This is a genomic window from Streptomyces sp. NPDC044704, from assembly GCF_056433525.1.
This window is the reverse complement of sequence record NZ_JBWKGY010000002.1, coordinates 395,305-414,669: the sequence shown is the minus strand read 5'-3', so window position 1 is coordinate 414,669 and position 19,365 is coordinate 395,305. Positions and strand designations below refer to the sequence as shown.

The following is a 19,365-nucleotide window of genomic DNA, read 5'->3' as shown; positions in this document are numbered from 1 at the left end:
CACCGCCTTCCGGTTACGGCGTACCGAAGGTCAGCGTCAGCTGCGGCGTCCCCTCGTTCGCCGCCGCCTCGGAGGACCACAGCCACAACGCGTCGGTCCCCGAGCCGGTCAGCGCCAGGCCGTAGGCGCCGCCCAGCGCGCCCGCGACGGTCGCCGTGTTCAGCCCGGCGGTGTGCACGGCCGAGCCGTCCGGGATCCCGGGGAACGAGCCGAGTGCCGGGGATCCGAGGCCCGGGCGGTTGTTGTACGTGGTCCCGTCCTCCGTCCACGCGCCGGTGACCGGGACGACCGAGACGGTGTCCGTGGTGCCGGCGCCGCCCATGGTGCTGGTCTTCACGCTGAGCGTGGCCGACTTGAGCACCGTGCCCGCGGGTGCGGCGGGCAGGTCGAAGCGGAGGTAGCTCGCGTACAGCGGGGTACCGCGGACGGCGAGGGAGCCCGAGGCGCCGTAGTTGGCGGCCGGGGCGCCCGCGTTCGCGTACGTGTCCTCGGCCGCGGTGACCCGGACGACCGAGTCCGCCGGGGCGGAGGCGAGGGTGAAGTGGTTCTGCACCTGCGCCGCGCTCAGGACGGTCGGGTACACGGCCGTCTCGTCCAGCTGGCCCGCCCAGTGCTCGCTGGTGGGACGGTCCGGCCAGCCGCCGAGGCCGTCACCGCCGACGCGCCAGAAGCCCGAGAAGTTCTCGTGCGCGGTGACGTTGAGGGTGCCCCGCTGGACCCCGTCCACGTACAGGGTCATGCCGCCGGGACCCTGGGTGGCGACGACGTGGTGCCACTGGTTGTCGTTGTACGCGCCGGGCGTGGTGATGGTGCGGGTGGCGCCCGTGTAGACGCCGAAGACCAGCCGGCCGTCGTTCGTCATGTAGACGTGCTTGTCGTACTGGCTGCTGCCGTTGATCTGCTGGTTGCCGAAGCCGACGAGCTTGCCGCCCCGGGTGGTGTTCGTCTTGAACCAGGTCTCGACGCTGTAGGTGCTGCCGACCGACTGCCGGCGCTCCCCGTACACGTGGGCGTTCGTTCCGTTGAAGCCGATCGCCGTGCTCGGGCCGCTCACCGCTCCGGGCGTCTGGCGCAGGGCCGGGCCGTTCAGGTGCACGCCGGCCTGGTTCCCGCCGTCCGAGGAATCCGCGACGTACGGGACGGCGGATTCGTCGTAGCGCCAGAACAGCTGGGCGCCGTCCGCGCGGACCCGGCTCGGGTACGGCTCCTCGGAGGCCGGTACCGTCACGCTCGCGGTCCCCGACAGGGCGCTGGTGTTGCCCGCCGCGTCCGAGGCCGTCACCCGGTAGGTGTACGACTGGCCGGCCTGGGCGGTGGTGTCCGTCCAGGAGGCCTGCGGCCGCTGGAAGAACAGCGAGTCGGCGGTGACCGTGGCGATCGGCGCCGCCGCGCCGTTGCGGTGGATCCGGTACGTCAGCGCGCTGTCGTCCAGGTCGAGGCTGGTGCGCCAGCGCACCTGGACCTTGCCCGGGCCGAAGCTGACCGCGCTCGCGACGGGCACCGTGGGCGCGCCCGTGTCACCGGTGGAGGCGAAGCGGGTCAGGCTCTGCTGGGCCGCCCCGTTGACGGTGGTGAACTCGCCGCCGACCCAGAGGTACCGCGTGCCGTCCTTGGCGCCGACCGTCATCACGCGCGGGCCGATGCCCTCGCCGATGCCGTCGTTGGTGTCGGGGGCCCAGCCCAGCTTGCCGACGCTGGTGGTGGGCTGTGCCAGCAGGTGGTGGCGCTGGCCGTCGGGGAACTCCCCGACGCTGGCGCAGTCGTGCGCGTGCGAGGCGCTGTACAGGACGTTCTGGTACGGCAGGACGGCCTGCGTGGCGCCCAGGCAGGTGTCGCGCCAGCGCTGGCCGAAGCCCGCGAGGTCGAGGGCGATGCGGCCGTCGAAGACGCCGCCGCCGGTGCCCTCGTTCGCGGTGTAGAAGCCGGTGTCGTCGGTGGCGATGTCCTTGACGACGGAGTTCGTCTCGATGAAGCCCGGATAGGACGTGGTGAGGGCGCCGCTGGTGGCGTCGACGACGGCCAGCGCGTGCGTGTTCGTCCCGTTGACGGTGAAGAAGTCCCCGCCGAGGAGGACGTTCTTCCCGTCCGGGGTGACCTCGACGGCGCGGCCCGGATCGTCGGCGTTGGCGGTGAAGGGCCGCAGCGCGCCGTCGGCGGTGGCGACGGCCGCGAAGCGCTGGCGGGGCTGGCCGGCGACGGTGAGGAAGTCGCCGCCCGCGTAGACGGTGTCGCCGGTGACGGCGATGGCCCGGACGGTGGCCGCGAACGCGGGGCGGAAGGAGGGCTTCACGGTGCAGGTCGCCACGTCGATCGCGGCGATGCTGGAGACCGGCGTGCCGTTGACCGCGCCGAAGTAGCCGCCCGCGTAGAGGGTCTTCTTGTCCGGCGAGAGGGTGAGCGCGCGGACGGTGGCGGTGCCGGAGCCGATCGTGAAGGACAGGTTGCAGGAGGTCGGGGCGCCGGTCGCGGCGTCGAACGCCGCGAAGTTCACCACCGGTTTCTCGCTGCCGCCGGAGCCCGCGGGCGGGCGTACGGCGGAGAACGTGCCGCCGGCGAAGACCGTGCCGCCCGCCTCCGCGAGGGCCCAGACGACACCGTTGGGCTGCCACGTGGGCAGCGCGTCGGCGGTGAAGGCCACGGGCGGGGTGACGGCCGCGGCCTGCGGGACGAGACCGAGGCCGACGACCGCTCCGGTGCCGGCCAGGGACAGGGCGAGAGCGGCCGCCAGCCCTCTGGATCTACGCATGAACCCCCCAGTTCGTCGTGCGTGGTGCTGCGCGTGCGGCGCGCGGGGTGCGCGGCGCCCGGCCGTACGCCCGCGGGGCCGCGAACGGGTGAGCGGACATACGTACGGGCGCACCTTAGGGCGAATCGTCCCGTCGGTCATCGGAATTGACCTATCGGATGCACAACGGTGCGACTTCGCCGGGCGCGACGCGTCAACCGCGCGGACCCCGGGCCACTCCTTCGCACACGGTCACCCGCCGAAAAGGCCCCCGGGCGGGGCCGTGCCCCTCTACCGTGCCCTCAGGGGACGGGTCATGGCACCGAAGGGTGGGGCGGATGGACGAAGAAGAAGACATGCGGCTGGCGAGGATGACCCCGGAGATCTCCCGCCGCACCCTCACGATGCTGCGCGGTCTCGCCGGCCTGGAGCCGCCGGAACAGGTGCCGGAGGACGCCATGATCGTCGCGGACGGGATCCTCGCCGACCACGGCACGGACGGCCTGCGCGTCCTGGTGATGACCTTGGCCGCCTGGGCGACGGCACAGATCGAGAACGTCGCCGAACTGAGCAAGCGCAGCCACGAGGCGGTGCTCGACGCGATGGAGCTGGCCTGCCTGGAGGCGAGCGCCGAAGAGTAGCGCGCCCCGGTCCGCGGCGCCCGCCGGCGGCGGGCCCCGCGGGCTCGCGCACATCCGCCGACACGCCGCGGCACCATCCGGGCCCGCGTCGGCGACACTGGGGGGAGCAGCAGGCTGCGGGGGGTCGTGATCGGAGGCCGTCGTGAGCACACCTTCCCCTATCCGCATCGCCGCCGTCCTGTCCGCCGAGTACCGGGGACGGCTGATGTCCCATGCCCGGGAGGTCAATTTCCGCGAGGGCGCGCGGATCTTCGCCGAGGGCGCCAAGGCCGACTCCTTCTGGATCGTGCGGTCGGGCACGGTGACCCTGGAGATCCCGGTGCCGGGCCACCGGGCCGCTCCCGTCGAGAGCCTCGGCCCCGGGGAACTCGTCGGCTGGTCGTGGCTGTTCCCGCCGTACGTGTGGCAGCTGAGCGCCGAGGCGATGACTCCGGTACGCGCCTACGAGTTCGACGGGCCGACCGTACGCCTGCTCATGGACGCCGATCCCGCCTTCGGGTCCGCCGTCGGGCACTGGGTCGGGCGCGTCCTCGCCGTCCGGCTCCAGCAGACCCGCACCCGGCTCATGGACCTCTACGCCCCGCGCACCGGCGCGACCCGCTGAACGCCGCGCCAAAGGTTTCAGGGTGGGTGTTCGGCCGATTCGCGCACGCGTTCCCCCACAGGTCACGCGTCCGGGACGGCTGCGGACTGCATTCATTCGCATACGATCGGTGACGAGAAATGGAGGTGCCCACGGGCGTTCCGGCCGCGGATGGGCAAGACTCCCGTCCGTTATCCGAAACGCCGACCCGAGGAGTGTTCGTAATGCGGTCCATCACCAGGAGTCTGGGGCTGACCTCCGGCGCCGTGGCGCTCACCGCCGTCACCGCGCTGGCCGGAACGGGTGCCGCCGACGCGGCGCCGGCCGGAACGCAGAGCCTGTACGCACCGTCCGCGCTCGTGGTGAGCCTGACGGCCGGTGAGGACGCCGACAGCGGTACGGTGCTGCGCGCCGCCACACTGACGTGCTCGCCGACGCCCGGCGGCACCCACCCCGCTGCGGCCGCCGCGTGCGCCGAATTACGGGCGAACGGCCCCGTACTGGACGCCCTCGCCGAACCCCGGCCGGACGTCGCGTGTACCAGGGAGTGGAACCCGGTGACGGTCACCGCGGTCGGGGTGTGGCAGGGCCGCAAGCTGAGCTACACCTACACGTTCGGCAACCCGTGCAACCTGCGCGCCAGCAACGGCGTGCTGTTCGGGATCTGAGGCGCCGCCGGCCGGAGCGTCCGGCAGGGTTCCTCCGGTCCGGGCGGGGCGGCGCCGTGCGACCGCCGCCCCGCCCGGCCGGCCGGGACCCCGGGCAACGGGGCTGTCCCGTCAGCCCAGTTCGAGGCTCGTGATCCCGTACAGGCCGGCCAGGTCGAGTTCCGGCGCCGGGCCCGTGTACATCCGGGCGGTCTCGAAGACCGGGACCAGGCCCAGTCCGGCCGCGAGCCGCGTCGCGGCGGGGTTCGCGTCGGGTACGTCCAGGGTGACCTCCCCTCCCGGGGCGTGCCCGGCGAGGCGCCGCAGCAGGGCGGCGGCCACCTCCGGCCCGTCGGCGTAGAGCGGCCCGATCCGGGCGGCCGCACCGCACGGGCGGATCACGCCGAGGCCCTCGATCCGCCCGTCCCGGACGGCGGCGAGGGCGGTGCGGCCGGGCAGTCCGGTCCACAGGGAGAGGAAGGCGTCGCGGGGCTCGGGGAAGAACCGCCGGTCGTAGGCGGCGAGCCGGGCGAAGGGGAGCGAAGCCGCGTCGACGATGTCCACGGCCCCGTCGTCACCGGGAGCGGGGACGCCCTGGTGGCGGACGTTGGTCCAGGCCGAACGGAACCCGGACGTACGGTAGTTGTCCTGCTGTTCGACGACGCCGTCCAGTCCGACGAGCCGCCCGTCGAGCCGGGCCGTCGCGGCCCGCCACACCCGCAGGCCGTACCCCCGGCCGCGCAGGTCGGGGCGGGTGATGTAGAAGCCGATGAAGCCGAAGCCCGCGCCGTAGCGGACGGCCGAGACGCAGGCCGCGGGCTCCCCGTCGAGCCGCCCGACGAGGAAGCCCTCGGGGTCGGCGGCCGCGAAGGCGAAACGGTCGGAGTCCCCCGGGTCCCAGCCTTCCTCCTCGGCCCAGGAGCGCATCAGTTCCATGTCGGCGCCGCTCGCGCCGGCGATCTCGAATCGCGTCATGTCCCGTGTTGTACCAGACCCGGACGCTGCCGGAACGGGCGTCGTGGACGCCCCGGTTCCGCCCCGGGCAGGGTCGGGGTTCAGCCCGCGCAGATGACGTCGTCGAGCTCGATCGGCCGCGAGTCGAGGCGTACGTAGGCCGTGAAGTCGGTGGTGCCTTCGGCCCAGTGGGTGGTGACGGTGGCCCAGCCGACGCCCGCCGACTGGGCGACGGTGGCCGTCCCGACACTGATGTGGAGGGGGGTGCTGCGGGAGCAGAGCAGCACGTCGGTGTCGGGCAGGTGCGCCTGCTTGTGCTTGAGCTGCCGCGAGACCAGCCGGCGGCGGTCCTGGTCGGAGGGACCGTGATCGCCGTAGAAGCCCGTGAGGAAGCGGGTGATGTCCTCGGCGGTGTGCCGGTGGTGGTGGCGGGGCACCGGGCCGGCGAGGGCGGTCGCGGGGGCCGCCGAGGCGAGCGGGAAGGACGCGCAGAGCAGGGCGAGCAGCAGGGCTCCGGGCCCGTAGGGGTTCGTCTTCATGTCCGATCTGTAGCCGCTCGCCCGCCCGGGGCCTCAGGGGCGCGGCGCGGGCTCACTCCGGTGGGGGCGCCGCGCAGGTGGTGGGGGCCGCCAAATGGGGTCGCGTCGCCGGAGGGGCCCTGCGTAGGGTCGGGACATGGGGAAGCCGCTCGTCGCAGTGTTCAGTGGGGCAGGAATGTCCACGGATTCCGGGATTCCGGACTACCGGGGGCCGCAGGGGCTGTGGCGGCGCGATCCGGATGCCGAGAAGCTCGTGACGTACGAGTACTACATGGCCGATCCGGAGATCCGCCGCCGGTCCTGGCGGATGCGCGCCGAGGTGTGGGCCGCCGAGGCGCGGCCGAACGCGGCGCACCTGGCCGTGGCCGGGCTGGAACGCGGCGGCACTCCGGTGCGGGTGATCACGCAGAACGTCGACGGGCTCCAGCAGCTCGCGGGGATGCCCGCGCGCAAGGTGTTCGAACTGCACGGGACGGCCCGGTCGGTGGTCTGCACCGCCTGCCGTGCCCGGTCGCAGACGTCCGAGGCGCTGGCCCGGGTGGCCGCCGGGGAGCCCGATCCGCCCTGCCTGGCCTGCGGCGGGATCCTGAAGACGGCCACCGTCATGTTCGGGGAGCGGCTCGACCCCGAGGTGCTGAGCCGGGCCGTCGCCGTGGCCAAGGGGTGTCAGGTCTTCATCGCCGTCGGCACGACCCTCCAGGTCCAGCCCGCCGCCTCGCTGGCCGGTATGGCGGCCGCGGCGGGGGCCCGGCTGATCATCGTGAACGCCGAGGAGACCCCGTACGACGCGCTGGCCGCCGAGGTGATCCGCGAGCCGATCGGCACCGCGCTCCCGGCCCTCCTGACCCGGATCACCGCCGGGGGCACCTGAGCCGGAGCGCGCGGGGTGTCAGCCGCCGTCGGCGGCCCGGCGCATCGCCGCGACGTCGAGCTTCTTCATGCCGAGCATCGCGGTGGTGGCCCGGGCGGCCCGCTCCGGGTCCGGGTCGGCGATCAGCTCGATCGCCTCGACGGGGGTGACCTGCCAGGACACCCCGAACTTGTCCTTGAGCCAGCCGCAGGCGACCTCCTGGCCGCCGTCGCGGGTCAGTTCGGCCCAGTAGTGGTCCGCCTCGGCCTGGTCGGCGCAGTGGATCTGGAAGGAGACGGCTTCGGTGAAGGGGAACTGCGGGCCGCCGTTGAGGCCGATGAACTTCTGTCCGTTGACCTCGAACTCGACGACCATCACCTCGCCGGCCGGGCCGGGCCCCGCCTCGGTGTAGCGGCCGATCCTGCCGAGCGTGCCGTCCTTGAAGACGGACAGGTAGAAGTCGGCGGCCTCCTCCGCGTTGCCGTCGAACCACAGACACGTGGTGAAACCCTTGGTGACCATGACTGCCTCCAGTCGCGAGCGGGCGGGACCTCCGCGTCCCCTCCACCAACAGACCGGCCCCGCGCCCGAAATTCATCGGTGGGCGCGGGGCCGGTCTTCAGGTGCACTCGTGCGGGCTACTTCCCGAGCATGCGGTCGACGACCCGCTCGGCCGCCCGGCCGTCGTCCAGGTCGCAGAACTCGGCGCGGAAGGCCTCGCGGGCGCCCGCGTACTCGGCGCCGAGGGCGTCCGCGTTGCGTACGGCCCCGATCAGGCTCGCGGAGTCCCTGAGCAGCGGGCCCGGCGCCTTCTCCTCCAGGTCGAAGGTGAAGCCGCGCAGGGTGTCGCGGTAGTGCTCCAGGTCGTACGCGAACAGCAGGATCGGCCGGTCGGTGAGCGCGAAGTCGAAGATCGCGGAGGAGTAGTCCGAGATCAGCACGTCGGCGACGAGCAGCAGGTCCGTGGTGTCGGGCCAGCGGGACACGTCGACGACGAATCCGTCACGGACGCCCTCGCGGACCTGCTCCGTCACCTTGTGGTGGCCGCGGACGAGCAGGACGTGGTCCTCGCCCAGTTCGCGCCGGGCCGCGTCGAGGTCGATCCGCAGGTCGAGCTTGTAGCCGCCGGTCCACGCGAGCCGGTTCTCGCGCCAGGTCGGGAGGTAGAGGACGACCTTCTTGCCCTCGGGCAGGCCGAGCCGGCGCCGGACCGCGGCGACGCGTCCGGCGTCGGGCAGGACCAGGGCGTCCGTGCGCGGGCTGCCGGACTCGACGACCTCGCCGTCGTAGCCGAGGGCCCGCTTGAGGACGGGCGTGGCGTACGAGCCCGGGGAGGCGAGCAGCGTCCACTGGGCGCTGTCGTGCCGCAGCCCCTCCAGTACCTCGGGGCTGGTGTAGTAGTCGTGGGTGAAGTCGTAGCCGATCTGCTTCAGCGGGGTTCCGTGCCAGGTCTGGACGACGGTCTGTCCGGGGCGGCGCCGGAAGGTCATCGGGACGCTGTCGTTGACGACGTAGTAGCGGGCGCGGGCCAGGACGTCCCAGGCCTCCAGGCTGCCGTACTGGACGGCGCGCGCGGTCGGCGGGACCTCGGCGCGGCCGTCGCGGACCAGCCAGACGTGCTCCAGCTTCTCGCCGCGGCGCACCAGCTCCTCGTGGATGGCGCGGGGGGAGTCGCCGGCGCCGTTCCCCTGGAAGACGTCGTAGACGACCAGGTCCTTGACCGGCAGGTTCCGCTGCGCCGGGTAGGTGACGTCGCGGGCGACGCGCTGCGCGTAGCGGGAGCGGTCGTGCGGGCTCAGCAGCGGGTCGGCGACGAGCGCCATCCGGTCGTGGAGGCGGGCCTCGACGCGCATCCGGCGGCCCTGGACGGTGATCGCGTGCGGTCCGGTGACCAGCGCGGGCGGGACCAGCTGGACGGGTACGCCGCGGTCGACGCCGAGCAGTCCGGCGGTGGTTCCGCCCTGGCTCACGGGGCGCAGCGTGGGCCACCAGCGGCCCTGCGGAAGGGTGGTGCGGCCCCCGTACGCCGGGGGCACGACGGGCTCGAAGGAGGCCTCGAAGCGGTCGCCGTCCCGGGTGACCGGGTAGCTGAACTCCGTGCCGTACTGGTCGTGCAGGACCAGCTCGTACGGCTCGTCGGCGGCGGACGCGGGCAGGCGGAAGCCGCCCCGCAGGGTCAGGGTGCCGTCCCGGGCGGTGACGGAGTCGACCAGCGGCGGCGGGGCCTGGACGGAGAGGATCAGGTGGCCGCTCATGCCGCGCTTGGCGAAGACGGCGCGTCCGGCGGGGTCCCCGGGCAGCGGTGCGACCAGGGCGGTGAAGCCGCCGCGCTCGTCGTGCGCCAGGGGGTGGCGGGTTCCGTCGGCGCGGACCACGGTCAGGTTCCAGGGCTCCGGGGTCCACTCGCCGCCCTGGTCGGCCGGGGCGGGCACGGCGCCGAGCCGGTCCAGCGGGAGGACCGCGGTGAAGGGGATCCGGCCGCCGGGTCCGCCGGTGGTTCCCTCGGGGGTGGTCAGCGGGAAGGTGTGGACGGTGCCGCTCGCGGCGTGCCGGGCGTGCAGGGTGGCGCCGGCGCCCACCTCGGCGGCCAGTTCGCCGGAGAGTTCCAGGGTGTCGTCGCCGAGGAGGCGTACGTCCAGGGCGCGGGCGCGGACGATCTCGACCTGGACGGTCAGGGCCCCGGAGACGGTCGGCAGGATGCGCACGTCGGGGGTGACCCAGTGCGCGGGCGGGGTCAGTCCGCTGTCGTGCTCGCCCCCCTTGAGGCGGGCCCGGTGGAGTCCTCCGGCGCCGGTGACGGCGATGGAGGTGGACCATATGCCCTCGCGCCACTTGCCGCCCGACTGGAAGACCGTGGGGTCGACGACGGCGGTGAAACCGGCCCAGTCGGCGTGCCTCAGGGCGAGGTGGGGGGCGTGGACGGTGGCCATCGGGGAGGCGACGGTGCGGGTGCTGACGACGGTGCGGCGGCGCTTGCCGCTCTCCCGGAAGACGAGCATCTTGCGGGAGCCCAGGCGGCTCTCGGCCCCCATGTGGCCGGGCAGGGCGTAGCCGCGCAGCAGGAGCTTGCCGTCGGTCCAGGAGGCGTGCTCCAGCCGGCTCACGACGCGGCGCTCGCGCGGGCCGAGGGTGAGGAGCTTGGGCGGGACCGGGGCCTGGAGGAAGGGGTAGTCGGCCTGCGGGCGGGCCAGCCCCTTGACCGGCACGCTGTAGGTGAAGTCCCGCTGGTGCTGGACGAGGGCGATGAACTCGTCGACGCGTCCTTCGCGGGCCAGGTAGGCCTTCAGCCGGTCGGCGACGGTGAGGTCGTTCCAGGGGTCGGTGCCGATCTCCCGGATGAGGCCGCCGACCTCCTTGACGAAGGCGTCGCGGAAGTCCTGGCCGCCCTCGCCGACGTACTTGTAGATGAGGGGGAGTTCCTCGCTCAGCACGTTGCGGTCGTAGTCGCGCAGGTAGCGGGCGTACTTCTCGCCGGACTTGCCGAGGAGGGCCTCGCGGACCAGGCGGACGGAGGTCACGCGGTCGATGACGGAGACGGGGTCGGTGGAGCGCTGGGTGATGGAGCGCTCGCCGGTCTCGCGGACCCGCCAGTGGTAGACCACGTCGCCGATGACGTCGACGCTCTTGGCGAAGTAGTGGGCGGGGATGCTGACGGGGGCGTCCTCGTAGAGGATGCCCTCCGGGTACCGGAAGCCGTGCTCGTCCCAGAAGCTGCGCCGGTAGACCTTGTTCCACGCGGTGCGGTCGGTGACCAGCGCCGGGAACTTGGAGATGTGGGTCTTCAGCTGGGTCTTCGCGAACGCGACGCGGTGGCCCCAGGACTGCTGCATGCCGACGGAGCGGAAGCGCCTGACGTTGCCCGCCGCGAAGTCGGAGCCGGTCTCGTCGAGGGCGTCGACCAGCCGCTGGTAGGCGTGCGGGGGCATGGTGTCGTCGCTGTCGACGAAGGCGAGGTACTCGCTGCCCTCGGAGGCGTGCCGGGCGCCCACGTTGCGGGCGGCGCCCAGGCCGGCGTTCTTCTGGAGGACCAGCCGGAAGCGTTCGTCGCGCGCCGCGAAGGCCTCCGCGATCGCCGCGCTGGTGTCGGTGGACCCGTCGTCGACGATCACGACCTCGAAGTCGTCGAACGTCTGAGCGGCGATGGACTCCAGGCACTCGTCGAGGTAGAGCTCGACGTTGTAGACGGGGACGACGATGCTCAGGCGCGGGGGCATGGGTGGCGGGTTCTCCAGCGTTTTTACTTTGTTGATGAGTTGTTGATCAGCCGATTACAGCATCTTACTCTGTAACGGGATGATAAAGTCCGCCCATCCCGGACATATCCCTGAGGGCCGCCGGGGCGGACGGCAAAGAATTCAACCGCCCGCCACCGCGCCGTCGCGGCCTTCCCGTCGGCGTCAGACTTCGAGCTCGCTCTCGATCTTCTTCAGCTGGTGGCGGGCCATCGCGAGGTTCGCCCGGCCGCGGTCGAGTGCCAGATAGAGGAAGAACCCGTCCTGGTTCCTCCCCTTCATCAGCCGGATGAGGTGGTACTGACCGCCGAGCGTGATCAGGATGTCCTCGATCTCGTCCTTCAGACCGAGCATGTCCATCGTGCGCACCTTGGCGCGCACCACGTCGGTGTTGCCGGCGGCCGCGACCGCGAGATCGAGGTCCTTGCCGCCGCCGACGGTGCCCAGCGGCATGCCGCTGCCGTAGTCGACGAGTGCCGCGCCGAGCGCGCCGTCGATGGTGGTGAGGGCTTCCTTGAGGGCGGTCTCCACGTTGACCATTGGGATTCCTCTTTCTGCTGGGGCGTCGAACTGCGCCGGTTGCTTGATTGCTCTCGTTTGCTATGGGGGAAGGCGGGGGGCTCGGGGCGCACCGGTCAGGGCCCGGGGGCGCCGGTGGACGGCGCCGCGGGTCCCCGGCGGCCGAGGCTGTTCTCTATGAGCTCGGTGATGTGCAGGCTGGAGCGGCGGGCCTCCAGGTGGAGGCGTCCCACGTTCACGCGGGTCCCGGCGATCAGGGTGAGGACGGCGGCCTCGCCCGCGGCGTACGTGGCCACGTACCCGTGCTCGCCCCGTACGAGGAGTTCCCGGAAGGCGCCCTGGCCGGTGCTGTCGCTGAGCCGCTGGGCGACGCCGAGGGCGGCCGCGGTCAGCGCCGCGACGGACTCGGTCTCGGTGGCGGCGCTGTCCTGGGCCAGCACCAGACCGTCGGCGCTCGCGGCGAGGGCTCCGGTGAGCTGGGGCACCCTGGCCCGCAGCCGGAGGAGCTCGGCGAGTATCTCGGCTTCGGTCTCGGCGGGCACGGTGTTCATGTCGGCCCTCCTCCCCTCGGGCTGCCTACGGTCGAAGCGGTCGGTGCGCAGGACCGGCCGCAGCGGGAGCCTCACAGGCTTGCCTCCAGTGCGTCGCGTAGCCGGCGGAGCAGTGCCACGTCCGGGGATTGAGCCTCGGTGATCCAGTCGGGCAGGGTCGGTACCGGCGGCGGGACCGGCGGCGTCCGCGGGGTTTCGACCAGCCCGGCCGCCGCGAGTCTTCGTACGTCGAGCAGGGTGTGGAAGGCGGGCCGGCCCAGTACCCACGCGAGGTCGGCGGGGGTCCGCACGCCGTCCGCGCGCTGGAGCAGGATGCGCTGGCGGGCGGTGACCGTCTGGCCGGGCGCGGCGGGCCGGGGCACGACGGGTGCGGTGTCCAGCAGCGGGTAGGGCCAGACCGCGTCCAGCAGTTCGCGGCGGCGGCGGGTCTCGCGCTCGACGGCGGCGGCGGGCACGGAGCGGACGGAGCCGATCCAGTGGGTGGCCCCCCGGCGGAACCGGGAGGGGCCGCTGCCCGGGGAGAGCGCGAAGAACGCGGCGTCGAAGATGGCGGCGAGGTGGCATATCTCCAGCTCGCCGCCGGCCAGGCCGCCGCTGTCGACGAGGAAGCGGGCGACCTGGCGGCGGGCGCCGGCCGCGTTGACGGCCTCGTTCCAGCGTTCGGGTGCGAGGCCGCCGCCCGTCGTCAGGAGTACGTCCAGCCCGGGGGTGGAGGGACTCTCGGCGTGCACGATCCTGCCGTCCTCCAGGAAGAGGGTGCCCCGGTCGCGTAACAGGGCGCCGGTGGCGCGTTCGGCGGCGAGCCGGGTGAGCAGGGGGGATACCGCGGTGGTCATCTGAGCACCAGTCCTTCGGCCAGTGCGCGGAGCCTGTGCCGTGCGAGGGCGAGATTGCCTTCGGCCCTGTCGAGCCACAGGTGGAGGAATACGCTGCTGTCGAAGCTGGTCTCGACGAAGCGCAGGACGTGATAGCCGGTACGGGTGGTGACGATCAGGTCCTCGACGGGTGGGCCCGAGCCCGGTCCGCCGGGGTCGGCCGGTGTGCCCGCCGCGGGGGTGAACGACTCGTACTCGGCCGCCGCCCGGGCCAGTTCGGCGGTCTCGGCGGCGGTGGTCTCGTGATCGCCGACCGGCGAGTCCCCGGCGGTGCCGAGGGCCAGTCCGCTGCTCCAGTCGACCAGCGCGGCCCCGCGCGCACCGGGCAGGGCCATGGCTTCGAGCAGGCATTCGTCGATCCCGGGCACGCGGGCTCCCCTCCCGGCCGGACGTGCGGGGTGCACGGTCGTACGGCGCGACATGAGGGAACTTACTCAAGTTCCACAGTGCGAAAGGGCGTTCTGGCATTTTCCGCTGGAACATGCGCGGTAGCACGTGACAGCTTGGCCAGAACCCGTTCGTTTTTGATCAAGCGTGCGAACGCTGCTCACCCGATCCGATCATGAACGGCACGGCGCCCGCCACCGGGCCTCCGCCGGGTCCCCTCACCGGGTGCGGGTCACGAAGGCCGGGAGCGGGGCGTCCTCCACCAGGCGGCGGGGCAGGGCCAGGCCGAAGCGGTGCTCCAGGACGGCCAGGGTGAGGCGGTCGCGCTCCGGGCGGGGTTCGCCGTCCGGCCACGGGTGGGTGCCGTCCGGGGCGAGGATCCCCGCGCGCACCAGTTCGGGCAGCAGGAAGTCCGGCCGGTGGCCGCCGCGCCAGCACTCCTCGCCGAGCCCGAAGCAGCACACCAGTTCCCCGTCGCACGCGTACGCGAACTGCTTGGGCGGGTGGTCCGGCTGCGGATCGAGGTGGACGGCCTCGGCGCCCCGGGAGACCTCTGCGAGCCGCTCCGCCCCGGCGGGGATGCCGTGTTCGACGGCGAACGACCAGCCGCCCCACGCGCCGACGCGGGCCACGCCGTCGCCGTCCGCCGTCTCCGCGGCCATGCTCCAGGCGGCCGCCGCGCCCATGGGGCCGGGACGCACCCCCGGCACCGCCCCCAGCCGGGCGGCGAGTTCGGCCGGGCCGATGCCCCGGGCGAAGGTCAGGCCGACGAACCAGCCCTCCCAGCCCGCCAGCCACCGGATTCCGGTGCCGTCCTCACCGGTGCCCCCGTCGACACCGCCGTCTTCGCCGCCGCCGTCCTCGCCGTCCCGTGCCACGGCGTCCGAGATCCCCGCCCCGCCCACAGTCGCCCCCCGCGCTCGCTGCTCCCCGGCGGCACGATAGTCAGTCCGCGGGGCGCTCCGGGAGCAGACGCTCCACCATCACCCCGAGGAGGCGGTCCGTCTCGGACGCGTCCAGCATCGTCGGCGCCGTCAGGTCGTCCACGATCAAGCCCAGCATCGCGAGGTAGAGCAGGACCACGCCCTCGCGGTCCCCGGGCAGCCCGGCGTCGAGGTGCCAGGTGACGTTCGCCTCCAGCTCCAGCTTCTGGAAGCCGGCGAGTTCCGCCTGGAGTTCGGGCCGGCGGGTGCCCTCCAGGCGCAGTTCCAGCATCGCGACGTGCACGCTGCGCTCGCGCCGCATCCGCTCCAGGAGCTTCTCCAGGAGCGCCTTCGTGTCGAGCGGCCCGGCCAGGTCGGCCGGGTCGGGGACCAGCCGCTCGCGGGTCCGGTGCAGTATCTGCACCAGCAGCTGGCCGCGGTTGGCGAAGTAGTTGGAGGCGGTGCCCGTCGGGACGCCTGCCTCCGCGTCGACGGCGCGCAGCGTCAGGCCCCGCGAACCCTCACGGGCCAGGACTTCGATCGCCGCGTCGAGGAGCGCGGCGCGGCGTTGCGGGTTCTGGCGCATGGGCGGGTCCCTGGGGGTGTGGGCGGAGGGTGCGGGCGGAGGGCGTACGTGAGCACTGCATGTGCAGTGCTCAGGACACGCTAGCGGACCTGCGGGCTCCGGCCCCTCCCCACCGCCCCCTCCCCCGTGTCACGCTGCGGGTCATGGAGCGGATCATCGAGGAGATACGCGAGGACCTGGACCGCCGGATCGCCGTGGCGGCGGACCGGCTCGCCGACCGGACCCTGACCGAGGACCCCGCCTACGCCGCCCTGCTCGGGCGCGGGGAGCTGCGCGAGCGGATCCACCACACCCTCCGCCAGGCCGTCGAGGGTCTGGTCCGCGGCGCGCGGGGGCTGCCGCCGGACCTCTCCGACGCCCGGGCCACCGGCGCCCTGCGCGCCGAACAGGGGCTGCCGCTCGCCTCGTTGCACCGCGTCTACCGCGGCGGCGGGCGGATGCTGTGGCAGAGCCTCACCGAGGCGGTGGCCGCCCACGACCGGGCGGCGCTGCCCCGGCTGCTGCCGACGGCGCCCGCGCTGTGGGACGTACTGGACCGGATGTCGGACGCCGCATCGGAGGGCTACCACCGGGCCGAAGCGGAGCGGCGCGAGCGCGAACGGGAGCGCCGGGCGGCCCTGCTGGACGCGCTGCTGGACGGTACCGGGCTGCCCGCGGCGGAGGCCGCCGCCCAGCTCGGGCTGCCCGAGCGGGGCCGCTTCGCCGTGATCGCGCTGGACGGCGGCGACCCCGGCGGGTCGGCCGGGCCCAGACCCGGCGGGGCCGGCGGTGGCGCCGCCCCGCGCGTCCTGTGGCGGGTCCGCGCCGACGGGGAGACCGGCCTGGCCGAGCTGGGCCACCACCCGCTGGAGTCCCTGCGCGAGCTGCTCGACCCGCTCGGGGTGCGGGCCGGGGTGAGCCCGGTCGTGACGGACCCCCGGGAGCTGGCCGGGGCCCGCCGGCTGGCCGGGCTCGCCCTGCGCACCTCCGCGCGGCCGGCCGGTCCGGGCACCGCCCTGCTCGACGAGCGGCTCCCGGGGGCGCTGGTCGCCTCCGACGCGGAGCTCGCGGCCCGGCTGCGCCGGGTGGTGCTGGGGCCGGTACTGGCCCTGCCCCCGGAGGACTGCCGGGTCCTGCTGACCACCCTGGGCACCTGGCTGACCTGCCGGGGCTCGACGACGTACGCGGCGCAGCGGCTGTACTGCCACCGCAACACGGTCTCCAACCGGCTGCGGCGCCTGGAGCAGCTCACCGGCCGTACGCTGTCCGACCCGGCGCACGTGGTGGAGCTGGCGCTGGCCCACGCCGCGGTGACCCAGCGCGCTACGGGCGCGGCCCCGCCGGTTCCCGAGGGGCCCGGGGGTCCCGCGGTTCCTCCGGCCCGGGCCGGCGCGCCGACTCCAGCAGGTACGGCACGTCGATCACCGCGACCCCCGGGGTGAACAGCAGCCGTGCCTTGAGCCGCAGCGCGTTCTGGTTGTGCAGGGGCTGTTCCCACCAGTGCCCGACCACGTATTCCGGGATGACCACCGACAGCATGTCCGTCCCCTCGGCCGCCGCCTCGGCCTCCAGGTAGGCCAGCACCGGTCCGACGACCTCGCGGTACGGGGAGTGCAGCACCTTCAGCGGCATGCCCGGGTCGTGCTCGGCCCAGGCCAGGCGCAGCCGTTCGGCCTCCTCCTCGTCGGCGGCGACGGAGAGCGCGGTCAGGGTGTCGGGCCGCAGGCCCTGCGCGTAGCCGAGGGCCTTGAGGGTGGGGGCCTGGAGGGAGGCGACGAGGACCACCACGTGGTGGCGGGCCGGCCTGTGCGGTTTCACGCCGGGGGCGACGGCGACCTGCCGGGCGACGTGGTCGTAGTGGCGGCGGACCCCCTTCATGCCGATGAACAGCGCGGGCATGGCGATGACGACGAGCCAGGCGCCGTGGGTGAACTTCGTGAGCAGCACGATGACCAGGACCACGGCGGTCATCGCGGCACCGACCGCGTTGATGGCGAGCCTGCGGTGGATGTGGATGCGTTCCGTCTTCGGGGTGGCCGGCGAGGCGAGTTCGCGGCGCCAGTGCCGGACCATGCCGGACTGGGAGAGGGTGAAGGAGACGAAGACGCCGATGATGTACAGCTGGATGAGGCGGGTCAGTTCGGCGTCGAAGGCCACGATGAGGGCGATCGCGGCGAGGGCGAGCAGGACGACTCCGTTGGAGTAGACGAGCCGGTCGCCGCGGTTGAAGAGCTGGCGGGGCGCGTAGCGGTCCCTGGCGAGGATCGAGGCGAGCATCGGGAATCCGTTGAAGGCGGTGTTCGCGGCGAGGATCAGCACGCCCGCGGTGACGGCCTGGAGCAGGTAGAAGAGGAAGTGCCAGCTGCCGAAGGTGGCCCGGCCGATCTGGGCGAGGGCGGTGGACATCGGGGTGCCCGGGGGCAGGCCCAGTTCGGTGGGGTCGGCGGCGACGTGCACCTGGTAGGACATCGCGAGGACGGTGATGCCCACGAACATCGTCACGGACAGCACGCCCATAGCGGCGAGCGTGGTGGCCGCGTTCTTGGCCTTGGGCTTCTGGAAGGCGGGCACGCCGTTGCTGATCGCCTCGACGCCGGTGAGGGCGGTGCAGCCGGAGGCGAAGGCGCGCATCGCGAGGAACACGAGGGCGAGGCCGGTGTAGGTGCCGGTGGCGGTGATGGGCAGGTCGGCCGACTCGGCCCTGATGGTGTCCCCGGTCGCCATCCGGACTGCGGCGAAGGCGAACATCACGTAGATGACGAGGACGAAGCCGTAGGTGGGAACGGCGAAGACGCGCCCCGACTCCCGTACGCCGCGCAGGTTCATCAGGGTCAGCAGGACCACGAAGGCGACGGACAGGGCGACTTCGTGGTGGCTGAGCGAGGGGACCGCGGAGGTGATGGCGGCGACGCCGGAGACGACGGAGACGGCCACGGTCATCACGTAGTCGACGAGCAGGGCGCTGGCGGCGGTCAGGGCCGCGGTCGGTCCGAGGTTCTCGGAGCTGACGACGTACGCGCCACCGCCGCCGGGGTAGGCGTGGCAGGTCTGCCGGTACGAGGCGATGACGACCACGAGCAGGAAGACGATGGCGGCGGCCGCGTACCAGGTGAGGTGGAGCAGCGCGACTCCGCCGAGGGCGAGGATCAGCAGGATCTCCTCGGTGGCGTAGGCCACGGAGGAGAGCGGGTCGCTGCAGAAGATCGGCAGGGCGAGCCGTTTCGGCAGCAGGGTCTCGCCCAGGCGTGCCGTGTCGAGGGGCTCACCGACCAGCACGCGTTTCGGATTGATACGCCTCATTCCTGCATGATCGTCCATTTAGGCCGGTTTACCGGGGAACCTGCCCGTTCGTCCGGTCCGGTGGCGATCTTGGCGGGGCGCTGCGATGGTGATCACGTCGGCTGCCGCGCTCCAGGGCGCGAGCCGCCGCCCGAACGGAAGGAGGACGGCCGTGGACGGATCCTTCAATCTCGCCTACGACTACCCGGTGCTGGGCGCGTTCTGGACCGTGATGTGGATCTTCCTCTGGGTCATGTGGCTCATCCTGCTGTTCCACATCATCGTCGACGTGTTCCGCGACCACGAGATGAACGGCTGGCTGAAGGCCGCCTGGCTGCTGTTCCTGATCCTCATCCCGTTCCTGGGCGTACTGGTGTACGTGATCGCCCGCGGGAAGAACATGGGCAAGCGCGAGATCAAGCACGCGCAGGAGCAACAGGAAGCCTTCAACTCGTACATCCGCGAGACGGCCGGGACCCCCGGCAAGAGCACCGCGGACGAGCTGGCGAGACTGTCCGAGCTCAAGGCCAAGGGCGACCTGAGCGAGGCCGAGTTCCAGGCGGCCAAGCAGAAGCTGCTGGCCTGACGCGACCGTCCGCGACCGGTGAGGGGCCGGCCCGGGAGGGCCGGCCCCTCACATCTTGGCCGCCGCGCTGCGGATGGCCTCGCGGATGCGGAAGTAGGTGCCGCAGCGGCAGATGTTGGCGATGGCGTCGATGTCCTCGTCCGTCGGCTCGCTCGTCCGCTTCAGCAGGGCGACCGCGGCCATGATCTGGCCGGGCTGGCAGAAGCCGCACTGGGCGACGTCCTGTTCGAGCCAGGCCTCCTGGACGGGGTGCAGCCGGTCCCCGTCCGCCAGGCCCTCGATGGTCGTCACCGTCTTCCCCGCGCAGGCGGAGACCGGCACCACGCAGGGGCGTACGTCCACCCCGTCGAGGTGGCTGGTGCAGGCCTTGCAGACGTCCACCCCGCAGCCGTACTTGGGCCCGTTGACGCCGAGCATGTCGCGGAGCACCCACAGCAGGGGCAGGTTGTCGGGGGCGTCGACGGTGACGCTCCGCCCGTTGACGGTGAAGGTGTGCGAGGGCACGGCGT

General features: G+C 73.0%; 19 protein-coding genes. 6 read left to right on the top strand and 13 right to left on the bottom strand.

The genetic code is table 11. From position 1 onward, the window contains the following. Nucleotides 1-13: 13 nt before the first annotated feature. The gene (locus AC07B0_RS06230; RefSeq protein WP_478896975.1) at nt 14-2,746 is read right to left on the bottom strand and encodes a DNRLRE domain-containing protein; all 2,733 of its coding nucleotides are present in this window, start codon (nt 2,744-2,746) and stop codon (nt 14-16) included. Between the two features lie 317 nt (nt 2,747-3,063). Here AC07B0_RS06230 and AC07B0_RS06225 point away from each other — a divergent pair, with 317 nt between their 5' ends. From AC07B0_RS06225 to AC07B0_RS06215, 3 genes are all read left to right on the top strand, one after another. Further along, nucleotides 3,064-3,366, top strand: coding sequence for a hypothetical protein (locus tag AC07B0_RS06225; RefSeq protein ID WP_356870669.1), 303 nt, complete (start codon nt 3,064-3,066; stop codon nt 3,364-3,366). Nucleotides 3,367-3,508: 142 nt separating this feature from the next. Beyond that, nucleotides 3,509-3,970 carry a Crp/Fnr family transcriptional regulator gene (locus tag AC07B0_RS06220; RefSeq protein WP_356870667.1) on the top strand — a complete coding sequence of 154 codons (462 nt, stop codon included), beginning with the start codon at nt 3,509-3,511 and terminating at the stop codon, nt 3,968-3,970. A 203-nt stretch (nt 3,971-4,173) separates the two neighbouring features. Then, nucleotides 4,174-4,617: an SSI family serine proteinase inhibitor gene (locus AC07B0_RS06215; RefSeq protein ID WP_356870665.1), complete on the top strand. Its 444-nt coding sequence runs from the start codon at nt 4,174-4,176 to the stop codon at nt 4,615-4,617. Between the two features lie 111 nt (nt 4,618-4,728). Here the strand turns inward: AC07B0_RS06215 and AC07B0_RS06210 are convergent, their stop codons facing one another. Beyond that, nucleotides 4,729-5,571 (bottom strand): GNAT family N-acetyltransferase, encoded by an 843-nt coding sequence (locus AC07B0_RS06210; protein WP_478896973.1) that lies wholly within the window; start codon nt 5,569-5,571, stop codon nt 4,729-4,731. Nucleotides 5,572-5,651: 80 nt separating this feature from the next. After that, nucleotides 5,652-6,089 carry a hypothetical protein gene (locus tag AC07B0_RS06205; RefSeq protein WP_478865793.1) on the bottom strand — a complete coding sequence of 146 codons (438 nt, stop codon included), beginning with the start codon at nt 6,087-6,089 and terminating at the stop codon, nt 5,652-5,654. 136 nt (nt 6,090-6,225) lie between these two features. Between AC07B0_RS06205 and AC07B0_RS06200 the strand changes: the two genes are divergently transcribed. Next, nucleotides 6,226-6,960, top strand: coding sequence for an SIR2 family NAD-dependent protein deacylase (locus AC07B0_RS06200; protein ID WP_478896971.1), 735 nt, complete (start codon nt 6,226-6,228; stop codon nt 6,958-6,960). Between the two features lie 18 nt (nt 6,961-6,978). Here the strand turns inward: AC07B0_RS06200 and AC07B0_RS06195 are convergent, their stop codons facing one another. The 8 genes from AC07B0_RS06195 to AC07B0_RS06160 all read right to left on the bottom strand — a co-directional run bounded on the left by AC07B0_RS06195 (nt 6,979) and on the right by AC07B0_RS06160 (nt 15,012). Continuing rightward, complete coding sequence (locus AC07B0_RS06195; RefSeq protein ID WP_356870657.1) at nt 6,979-7,461, bottom strand: VOC family protein; 483 nt, start codon at nt 7,459-7,461, stop codon at nt 6,979-6,981. Nucleotides 7,462-7,577: 116 nt separating this feature from the next. Further along, nucleotides 7,578-11,153, bottom strand: coding sequence for a bifunctional glycosyltransferase/CDP-glycerol:glycerophosphate glycerophosphotransferase (locus AC07B0_RS06190; protein ID WP_478896969.1), 3,576 nt, complete (start codon nt 11,151-11,153; stop codon nt 7,578-7,580). Nucleotides 11,154-11,336: 183 nt separating this feature from the next. Beyond that, nucleotides 11,337-11,711 carry a hypothetical protein gene (locus AC07B0_RS06185; protein WP_467292497.1) on the bottom strand — a complete coding sequence of 125 codons (375 nt, stop codon included), beginning with the start codon at nt 11,709-11,711 and terminating at the stop codon, nt 11,337-11,339. A gap of 95 nt (nt 11,712-11,806) precedes the next feature. Further along, a complete protein-coding gene (locus AC07B0_RS06180) occupies nt 11,807-12,241 on the bottom strand; it encodes a roadblock/LC7 domain-containing protein (protein WP_356870652.1) in 435 nt (144 codons plus the stop codon). Between the two features lie 71 nt (nt 12,242-12,312). After that, entirely contained in the window at nt 12,313-13,077 is a 765-nt protein-coding gene (locus AC07B0_RS06175; protein WP_356870650.1) for a transcriptional regulator, read from the bottom strand. Then, entirely contained in the window at nt 13,074-13,484 is a 411-nt protein-coding gene (locus AC07B0_RS06170; RefSeq protein ID WP_356870648.1) for a hypothetical protein, read from the bottom strand. The genes AC07B0_RS06175 and AC07B0_RS06170 overlap by 4 nt, the downstream gene beginning before the upstream one ends. A 237-nt stretch (nt 13,485-13,721) precedes the next feature. Continuing rightward, on the bottom strand, nt 13,722-14,381 hold the full coding sequence (locus AC07B0_RS06165) for a DUF6461 domain-containing protein (RefSeq protein WP_478896967.1): 660 nt from the start codon (nt 14,379-14,381) through the stop codon (nt 13,722-13,724). 67 nt (nt 14,382-14,448) lie between these two features. After that, nucleotides 14,449-15,012 (bottom strand): TetR/AcrR family transcriptional regulator, encoded by a 564-nt coding sequence (locus tag AC07B0_RS06160; protein WP_356870644.1) that lies wholly within the window; start codon nt 15,010-15,012, stop codon nt 14,449-14,451. Between the two features lie 143 nt (nt 15,013-15,155). On the opposite strand from AC07B0_RS06160, the gene AC07B0_RS06155 reads away from it, so the two are divergent. Next, on the top strand, nt 15,156-16,433 hold the full coding sequence (locus AC07B0_RS06155) for an RsbRD N-terminal domain-containing protein (protein ID WP_478896964.1): 1,278 nt from the start codon (nt 15,156-15,158) through the stop codon (nt 16,431-16,433). Here AC07B0_RS06155 and AC07B0_RS06150 read toward each other — a convergent pair. Beyond that, nucleotides 16,315-18,291, bottom strand: coding sequence for an APC family permease (locus tag AC07B0_RS06150; protein WP_469377367.1), 1,977 nt, complete (start codon nt 18,289-18,291; stop codon nt 16,315-16,317). The two genes, AC07B0_RS06155 and AC07B0_RS06150, sit on opposite strands and share 119 nt — an antisense overlap. A gap of 151 nt (nt 18,292-18,442) precedes the next feature. Between AC07B0_RS06150 and AC07B0_RS06145 the strand changes: the two genes are divergently transcribed. Beyond that, on the top strand, nt 18,443-18,856 hold the full coding sequence (locus AC07B0_RS06145; protein WP_356870638.1) for an SHOCT domain-containing protein: 414 nt from the start codon (nt 18,443-18,445) through the stop codon (nt 18,854-18,856). Between the two features lie 48 nt (nt 18,857-18,904). Here AC07B0_RS06145 and AC07B0_RS06140 read toward each other — a convergent pair whose 3' ends face one another. Further along, complete coding sequence (locus AC07B0_RS06140) at nt 18,905-19,360, bottom strand: (2Fe-2S)-binding protein (protein ID WP_356870636.1); 456 nt, start codon at nt 19,358-19,360, stop codon at nt 18,905-18,907. Nucleotides 19,361-19,365: the final 5 nt, after the last annotated feature.